Source organism: uncultured Campylobacter sp., from assembly GCF_938045465.1.
In the GTDB taxonomy this organism is placed as follows: domain Bacteria; phylum Campylobacterota; class Campylobacteria; order Campylobacterales; family Campylobacteraceae; genus Campylobacter_B.
Window position 1 is genome coordinate 1 of the sequence record NZ_CALIBF010000150.1, and the last position, 7939, is coordinate 7939.

General features: G+C 42.9%; 7 protein-coding genes and 6 tRNA genes. 9 read left to right on the forward strand and 4 right to left on the reverse strand.

Annotated elements, in window-relative coordinates; all coding sequences use genetic code 11:
- A partial coding sequence (locus Q0413_RS07210; RefSeq protein ID WP_366939664.1) for a uracil-DNA glycosylase family protein occupies positions 1-186 on the reverse strand: 186 nt, incomplete at its 3' end.
- A 178-nt stretch (positions 187-364) separates the two neighbouring features.
- On the opposite strand from Q0413_RS07210, the gene Q0413_RS07215 reads away from it, so the two are divergent.
- Positions 365-628 carry a hypothetical protein gene (locus Q0413_RS07215; RefSeq protein ID WP_298988317.1) on the forward strand — a complete coding sequence of 88 codons (264 nt, stop codon included), beginning with the start codon at positions 365-367 and terminating at the stop codon, positions 626-628.
- A 66-nt stretch (positions 629-694) separates the two neighbouring features.
- Here the strand turns inward: Q0413_RS07215 and Q0413_RS07220 are convergent, their stop codons facing one another.
- The 3 genes from Q0413_RS07220 to Q0413_RS07230 form a co-directional block, all read right to left on the reverse strand.
- Positions 695-1564 (reverse strand): hypothetical protein, encoded by an 870-nt coding sequence (locus Q0413_RS07220; protein ID WP_298988319.1) that lies wholly within the window; start codon positions 1562-1564, stop codon positions 695-697.
- 280 nt (positions 1565-1844) lie between these two features.
- Positions 1845-3056 (reverse strand): molybdopterin molybdotransferase MoeA, encoded by a 1212-nt coding sequence (locus tag Q0413_RS07225; RefSeq protein WP_298988320.1) that lies wholly within the window; start codon positions 3054-3056, stop codon positions 1845-1847.
- The gene (locus Q0413_RS07230; RefSeq protein WP_298988322.1) at positions 3053-4351 is read right to left on the reverse strand and encodes an MFS transporter; all 1299 of its coding nucleotides are present in this window, start codon (positions 4349-4351) and stop codon (positions 3053-3055) included. The genes Q0413_RS07225 and Q0413_RS07230 overlap by 4 nt, the downstream gene beginning before the upstream one ends.
- A 105-nt stretch (positions 4352-4456) precedes the next feature.
- Here Q0413_RS07230 and Q0413_RS07235 point away from each other — a divergent pair, with 105 nt between their 5' ends.
- The 8 genes from Q0413_RS07235 to hcp all read left to right on the forward strand — a co-directional run bounded on the left by Q0413_RS07235 (position 4457) and on the right by hcp (position 7320).
- On the forward strand, positions 4457-5086 hold the full coding sequence (locus Q0413_RS07235) for a non-canonical purine NTP pyrophosphatase (protein ID WP_298988324.1): 630 nt from the start codon (positions 4457-4459) through the stop codon (positions 5084-5086).
- A 74-nt stretch (positions 5087-5160) separates the two neighbouring features.
- Positions 5161-5237 (forward strand) — tRNA-Pro (locus Q0413_RS07240).
- Positions 5238-5242: 5 nt separating this feature from the next.
- Positions 5243-5319, forward strand: a tRNA-His gene (locus tag Q0413_RS07245).
- Positions 5320-5325: 6 nt separating this feature from the next.
- Positions 5326-5402: transfer RNA gene (locus tag Q0413_RS07250), tRNA-Arg, on the forward strand.
- A 15-nt stretch (positions 5403-5417) separates the two neighbouring features.
- A tRNA-Arg gene (locus tag Q0413_RS07255) sits at positions 5418-5494 on the forward strand.
- Between the two features lie 49 nt (positions 5495-5543).
- Positions 5544-5628 (forward strand) — tRNA-Leu (locus Q0413_RS07260).
- A 14-nt stretch (positions 5629-5642) separates the two neighbouring features.
- A tRNA-Asn gene (locus Q0413_RS07265) sits at positions 5643-5717 on the forward strand.
- A 274-nt stretch (positions 5718-5991) separates the two neighbouring features.
- The gene (hcp, locus tag Q0413_RS07270) at positions 5992-7320 is read left to right on the forward strand and encodes a hydroxylamine reductase (protein ID WP_298988326.1); all 1329 of its coding nucleotides are present in this window, start codon (positions 5992-5994) and stop codon (positions 7318-7320) included.
- Positions 7321-7939 lie beyond the last annotated feature (619 nt).

Genomic DNA, 7939 nt, shown 5'->3' on the forward strand with positions numbered 1-7939 from the left:
TTCATCCGTGCTTGCAGGCGGCGGCGCGTTTAAAATTTGCGCCAGCACACGCCAGAAGCGATTTTGCGGATTTGCGTAGTAAAATCCCAGCTTGCGAGAAATGACGGAGGGGAAAGAGCCGAGGATTAAAATTTTAGAATTCTCATCGAAAATCGGCTTAAAAGGGTGGGTTTGGATACGGCTCATTTTATGTATTTAAGTATCTATAATATTTTAATTCTTAAAAATGTTAGATAAAAATAATATATCGTCAACAACAATTTTTATAGTGAGAAAAATAAAATATAATGCAAAAAAACTTATAAAATTTAAGGCCATAATACTTTTGCATTCTAAATTTGACACATATACGTAAATCAAATTTATGAACAATGAAACAGATGATATAATAGTAAGGAATGCTGTATTATTAGCTAGAATTTCAGAATATTTTATATTTGTATTGGGTATATTTTTATTACTATCTTTTGTCAAAAGAGTTGTCATTAAAAAAACCAAAAAAGCTATGATTATAGCAGTGACAGATACTAGTGATGTTGCCACATTTTCATGTTTTATACAAAATTTGATCCCAAAAAATAACAATATGCAAGTTGGTATAAGAGGCAAAAATAACTTTTTAAAATAAAAAATCTTTGTATTCATATGAAGTTTTTGTCTATTTGATACATACTTTTTTATTACTTCAAACATGTTAGATCCTTAAAAAATGAGCCAACTGTCCATATAAAGCATCATTATTTTGCGTACCAATTTCTATTCTTGCTGGTGTACTCCATTCGTTTGTTGTCAAGTCGTCCGAATAGCCATCAATGGAAGCGGTCTTGTTATTCATATCTTCACACTTTATGGAATATCTTTGAATATTGTCATTAAATATCCCACGAAGCCAACTAAAAGCATTATCAAAAGTAGTATCTGCCTTGATTGAGTATTCTATTTTTCCAGAATTAATTATTTCAGCCCCATTATTTACTATATCCATATGAAATACTATTTTTTTGTTTTTTCTGGAATTATTAAAAATTTCTTCAAAATCCGTTTGGGAAAAATCCATAACTATTTCAAAATAGTCTCGTTGAATATTATGTCTCAAAAAATATCTATCAAAAATTTCATGAATAACATCATATAAAATTTGCTTAGAAATAGAGTGATATTTATATTCCGTAGCAATTTTTGCCATATTGTCATAAGATATAATAAAAATATCAACAAAATCAACTAGACCTTGATGTCCGTTTAAGCTACCTATAGTACTCCAATCTTGTAAATCCACTATAGTTTGACCTTCCTTTGTTTTTGTATAAATCAAGCGAATCTTATATATTAACCTATTTGTAGCGGGTATATTATAAACAATTGTTGGCTTTGTATATGTTAGTATCAACTTTTCAAAAGCGGCATTATAAAAATTATATTCATGCAGCTCTGTAAAAATATCAAAATTTTCATTATTTATATTTATTTGCATAAAATCATTATCTGGTATTTGTATATCAAATGTATTATTTTGTATATCATTATTTTCTCTATATTTAAACGCATATCTTTCAAAAAGCATTTTTTATACCATCCTTGATATTTTTTAGCTATTATAGCAAAAACAATAACCTAAGTAGCTGCTTATACTAAATTTTGTATGTTCTGTATTGGTTCACGCCCATTATTATCAAGTAAACTTTTTTTTATAAATGAGCCATTATCAGCATTTGTGCTATTGCGTAGAGCGTAATGCTGACTTATTTCCACAATTTACTTAATTTCCTGCGATAGTAAAATTCTATTCTTAACGGCAGTTAAAATTCCGTCTGCCTCCGCAACTACCGCCGAAACGCTACGCCCTAAATTTTAGGTACCGAGATTACGCGCACGAGCTCGCCCTTTTTGAGCTCTTTGACCTCGAGCGGCGCGACGAGCAGGACGCTATCGTCGTCTAAATTGTTCAAAATCGCGCTAGAGCCTTGCTTTTTGCTTTGCAGACTAACAAAAAGGCGTCCTTCCCTGTTTTGCAAGACGGCAGGCATAAACTCTAGCCACGGCGTCTTTTTTACGTAGTTGTGATCTAAGATTGCGCTAAATTCCATATTTTCGCGCACGCCGAAGAATCTTTGCAAAAATACGCGCAGAAACAAAATGCACGTAATAAGCGCCGAGAGCGGGAAGCCCGGGAATGCGAAGATATATTTTTCGCCGGTTTTGGCTACGCGCACGTGGCGGCCCGGTTTGATCGCCGCACCCTTTACGATGAGCTCAAATTTTGATTGCAGCGTGCTTTGCACGAAGTCGTAGTCTCCGACGCTCACTCCGCCGCTGGTTAGAAGTATGTCGGCGCTCTGTAAAGCCGATAAGATCGCGCCTTCTAGCTCTTTTTCGTCATCGCGCACTAGAGGCATTATCATCGCTTCGCAGCCCAGTTGCGTTACTAAATTTGCAAGCGCGATGTGGTTGGAGCTGTAAATTTGAGCGTCGTTTTCGAGTTTTTCGCCCAGATCCTTGATCTCGCTGCCGGTGGCTAGGATCGCTACTTTTGGGCGGATGAATACGCTTATGTGAAATAGCCCTAGCTCGGCTAGCAGCGCGATCTGCGAAAAGCCGAGCTTCGTGCCGCTACGAAGTAAAAGCTCGCCCTCGCGGTAGCTCTCGCCCGCCGCGCGCACGGCAAAGCCCGCCGCAACGGGCTTAGTGACGACGATTTCGCCTGCTTGCACCCGTACGTTTTCGATCGGCAGAAGCGTGTCGCTACCCTCGCACATGAGCCCGCCCGTGAAGGTTTTGACGCACTCACCCGCCTTTGCCACGGCGCCAGGCATCTTGCCTGCAGGCGTCGTGCCGACGATCTTAAATTTAGCCCCCTCGCTCAGATCCGCGCCCTTTAGCGCGTAGCCGTCCATCGCGGCGGTCGGGCGGCGCGGAGTGCTAAAGGGCGCCGCGACGTCGCTTGCCAAAATACGCCCCAGCGCCTGCGTGATCGCGACTTTTTCGATGCGCGAGGACTTTTGCACCGCGTTTGCGAAGCGCTCCATCGCGCTTTCAAATTTTTCAAATTCCATCATTTGCCTCCTACGATTTTATAAATTTGATCTTCATTTATCAGTTTCGAGTTAAATTTCACAACGAGTTCGCCATCGGTCTCGTAAATTTCAATAATGCCTTTTACGCCCTGTAGTGTGGAAAAATCGCCGCCTTTAGGAAAGTATAAATTCTTAAAAAGTTTTGGATCGCTCAGCCTAGAAAGTAGCACAAGCCAGATCACACCCAAAACCGCGACGCCAATGCCTAGCGCTTCGATGCCAATTTTGCCAAAAAGTGCGCCGCCGCATAGCCCGCCCAAAAAACTGCCAAAAAATCCGAACGAATTAAAAATCCCAAGTGCGGCGCCTTTTTGAGCGACTTTGGCAAATTTGGACGCAAGGCTTTGCATAATGGGCTCATGCGCGTTAAATCCCACGAAAAAGAGCATCACGCCCACCACGAAAGCGCTCACCCCGCTAGCAAACGCAAAAATCAAATACGAAGCGATGAAAAAGCAGATGCCGATAAGTAGAATTTGCTTAGCTAGCGCGCGCTTTTCGCCTAAAGCGCCGCTCGCACCCATCGCAGTAAAGCCGAAAATAGCGCCTAGAGCATAAATTTTGGTCAAATCACTTTTGGAAAGTCCGAATTTTTGCACGAGCAAAATTGGAATTAGAAAAAACGCTGCCGTCATGAAAGCCTTTTGAAAAAAATTCGTTAAATTCATAAGCATTAAATTTTTATCACTCAAAAGTGAGCCGAGCGGGACCTTTTGGCGCAGGGAGCGGATATGCGGTTCGGTAGGTACTACGAAAAAAAGCAGTGCCAAACATAAAAGCGTAAGCGCTGAACTTAGATGAAATAGGCTGGCAAGTCCAAATTTAGCGCTTAAAAGCGGACTTAAAATCATTGCGACACCAAAGCTCACGCCTATCATCGCACCCATTACCGCCATCGCCTTGCCGCGCTCTTCCTCCCGCGTAAAATCGCTAATTAGTGCGGTAGCTACGGCTCCTACAGCACCACAGCCTTGCAAAAAACGCCCAAAAATCATCGTATAAACGCTCTCGCTCGCCGCACAAACGCAAGCGCCCAGGATAAAAAGCGCCAGCCCTATCGCAAGGGTTTTTTTACGTCCGATCTTATCGCTTAGCACTCCAAATGGCGTTTGCAAAATCACTTGCATAATCGCGTAAATTCCAAAAAGTAGCCCTACTAGGCTTTCATTTGCGCCGTGCAAGCTCAACGCATACAGGCTAAGCACGGGCAGTAAAATAAATAATCCAAAAAACCTCGTAGCGATGATAAAACTAAGCGGAAGGACGCTTTTTAGCATAATCTTAGACCTCAAATAATATGAAATTTGCGCCGATTATAGCCAAAAATCGTAACGAATTCTTTGATTTTGGGTAAAATGGCGGCTTAAATTTAAGGAGCGAGGATGAAAATTTTACTTGCGACGAGCAACAAAAATAAAGTAAAAGAGATAAAAGAATTTTTCACGGGATACGACGTGTGTGCGCTCAGCGAGGTGCTGGATCCTTTTGAGATCGACGAATGCGGCACAAGCTTTAAACAAAACGCGCTTATTAAAGTTCGCGCAGTGCATGAGGCGCTAAAAAGTAAAAATTTGCAGAGCGAATTTTTCGTGCTAAGCGATGATAGCGGTATCTGCGTGGACGCGCTGGGCGGGGCTCCGGGGATATTTTCGGCACGCTTTAGTGGAGAGGGTGCAACGGATGCGAGCAATCGCGAGAAATTAGCAAGGAAGCTGAGGGCTTTAAGCTTAGATTCGTCGCCCGCGCATTATACGGCGGCGATCGCGCTAAAATGCGATTTGGGCGAATTTTGTACGCATGGTTTTATGTACGGCACGGCGATAACGAAGCAGCGCGGTCATAACGGCTTCGGATACGATTTTATGTTTGTTCCGCGTGGGTTTGACCGCACAATCGGAGAGCTGCCCGCTGCGGTTAAATTTAAAATTTCGCACCGCACGAAGGGGCTGGCGCTGATGCAAATTTTATTAAAAAATTTAGAAAAACAGATGCGACTTGTTAAATTTCATTAAATTTAAAGCCGCAAAAAGCGGAATTTAAGAAAAAATATATATAATACGCTTTTCATTCAATCCACGAAAATCTACGGAGCGTAGCGCAGGCTGGTAGCGCATCTGGTTTGGGACCAGAGGGTCGAAGGTTCGAATCCTTTCGCTCCGACCATTGTGGTGAGTTTAGCTCAGTAGGTTAGAGCATCAGATTGTGGTCCTGAGGGTCGTGGGTTCGATTCCCACAACTCACCCCACTTTATGCGCTCGTAGCTCAATTGGATAGAGCAACAGACTTCGGATCTGTAGGTTGAAGGTTCGACTCCTTTCGAGCGTACCACTGATTTGATATTTTGCGCTCATAGCTCAGTTGGATAGAGCAACGGCCTTCTAAGCCGTAGGCCAGAGGTTCGAATCCTCTTGGGCGTACCATATTAAGCTCATATTAAGAGCTTTTTGGCTAATATGCGCTTTCTTTTTTGCGGATGTGGTGAAATTGGCAGACACGCCAGACTTAGGATCTGGCGCCTCACGGCATGAAGGTTCAAGTCCTTTCATCCGCACCATCCATTCTACGCGTTCCGGATTAGCTCAGCGGTAGAGTAGGCGGCTGTTAACCGCTTGGTCGCTGGTTCGAATCCAGCATCCGGAGCCATATATACTCAAAAACTCCTTTAGACCCCTGATTTTATCGATGTTTAAAGAGCTTTAAGTTTTCTTAGTTTTATAAAAATTTGTTCCAGAAATTTTTTAATATTCTAATTTCTCGTTATGCTTTCTAAGTCAATCTAGAATACCTTTTATAAAATTTAAAATTCTCATTTTGTAAATAAATTTGATAAAATTTAGCCATTTATTGATTATAATCAATTTTTTTGCCTAAATAAAATCTTAAAATTACTAACTAAATTTTTTATAAAGGATTTTCTATGAGCGACAATCTAGAGATGTTCTGTCATCAGTGCCAAATGAGCGCGCCCGAGGGCTGCGGCGCCAAGGGCCAAGACCGCGGTACCTGTGGCAAAAATTCCACATTAAGCCTGCTTCAAGACACTATGGTTTTCGGGCTTAAAGGCCTTAGCGCCTACCGCCACCACGCACACGAGCTCGGCGCCGATACCAGCGCGGTCGATACCGTTATGGCGGATACGCTGTATTTCACGCTAACGAACTCAAATTTTAACTTTGACGAGCATATCGCGCAGCTGATGGCCGTCGGAAGCGCGGGCGTGCAGATGATGGATATCTTAAGCGAGGCGCATACTGCAAAATTCGGTGTACCGACCCCTGTTAAAGTAAGCCAAAACAAGGTCGAGGGCAAAGCGATTTTGGTTAGCGGCCACAACCTGCACGCTCTTGAGGTGCTACTAAAAGCGACCGAGGGCAAGGGCATCAATATCTACACCCACTCCGAGATGCTTCCTGCGCACGGCTATCCGCAGCTTCGCAAGTATCCGCATCTAAAGGGCAACGTCGGCAAGGCGTGGTTCGATCAGACTAAGCTTTTTAACGAATTTAAAGGCGCGATTTTGATGACCACGAACTGCATCGTGCCGCTTCGCTCCTCCTGTAGCTACGCGGACAGGCTCTTTGGCTACTCTATCGCGGGCACCGACGGGATCAAACATATCCAAAACGACGATTTTACGCCGCTTATCGAGTGCGCGCTTGCGTGCGGCGACGTGAGCATGGACAGCGACGAGAGCTTGGTGACGGGCGGACACTACAAAACGATTTTGAGTCTTGCGCCGCAAATTTTAGACGCGATCAAATCGGGCAAAATCCGCCGCTTTTTCGTCATCGCAGGCTGCGACGCACCCGGCAAGGGACGCGAGTATTACCGCGAGCTAGCGCTTAGCCTACCGAAGGACTGCGTGATTTTGACCTCCAGCTGCGGCAAATTCCGCTTTAATGATGTGGATTTCGGAACCGTTCCTGGCACCGAGCTTCCGCGATATATCGACCTGGGTCAGTGCAACGACAGCAACGGCGCGGTCAAGATCGCCTTGGCGCTTAGCGAGGCTACGGGCATCGCGGTAAACGACCTGCCGGTCTCGATCGTGCTGATGTGGATGGAGCAAAAGGCGGTCATAATCCTGCTTGCGCTATTTAGCCTCGGTGTTAAGAATATAAACGTGGGCCCTACGGTGCCTGAGTTTTTCAACGATGAAATTTTAGGCTTTTTGGTGCAGAATTTCGGCCTTCGCCTAATCAGCGGCGACGCGCAGGCGGATCTTAAATACTTCCTGGGCGAATAAATTTCATAGCGAGGCAAATCGGGTAAATTTAAAATTCGGCAAAGCTTAGATTTTAAATTTACCCTTTATATAGCGCTTTTAGCGGAGCTAGCCGATCCGCGGCTATTTTGTGCCGACGCTCATATTTAAATTTCACGACTATGCCGTCCTTCTTAATTTAAATTTTAAAATCATATAATCTCGCCAAATGCTTCGAAAAAATTTAATTAAGTGCTTTTTTACACATTCAAATTCCAATCGCCTTTGCTATTACAATCTTTCTTTTTCTGTGTAAGTATTTATCTTATCCGTATAGCCGCCGCTTATAGTAACCGCTATAGTGTAGCCGTCTTGATGCTTGGTATCTCATAAAATTTTCCGTATCATCTCATTTTTCGCTATCAGATATTGAAATTTAGTGCCGTTAATTTTATATCCATCTTTATTTAATTCTTCAAGCATCCTCTCTAATAATCGCTAAAATTTTAAATAAATATAGGATTTAAATACGGATTTTAATCTAAATTTTGAGAATACTTTATGAATGCACGGCTTGTGGGAATAAAATTTTAAGCAGATTTTGTGCAAAATTTCAAAATGCAGCTCAAGCTCGCAAACAGATAAATTCACTGCAGCCTTG

What these genes read in the sequence shown, in the direction of transcription:
- hcp (WP_298988326.1), top strand. Translation starts at nt 5,992, where the DNA reads ATGAGCGACAATCTAGAGATGTTCTGTCATCAGTGCCAAATGAGCGCG.
- Q0413_RS07215 (WP_298988317.1), top strand. Translation starts at nt 365, where the DNA reads ATGAACAATGAAACAGATGATATAATAGTAAGGAATGCTGTATTATTA.
- Q0413_RS07230 (WP_298988322.1), bottom strand. Translation starts at nt 4,351, where the DNA reads ATGCTAAAAAGCGTCCTTCCGCTTAGTTTTATCATCGCTACGAGGTTT.
- Q0413_RS07235 (WP_298988324.1), top strand. Translation starts at nt 4,457, where the DNA reads ATGAAAATTTTACTTGCGACGAGCAACAAAAATAAAGTAAAAGAGATA.
- Q0413_RS07225 (WP_298988320.1), bottom strand. Translation starts at nt 3,056, where the DNA reads ATGATGGAATTTGAAAAATTTGAAAGCGCGATGGAGCGCTTCGCAAAC.
- Q0413_RS07220 (WP_298988319.1), bottom strand. Translation starts at nt 1,564, where the DNA reads ATGCTTTTTGAAAGATATGCGTTTAAATATAGAGAAAATAATGATATA.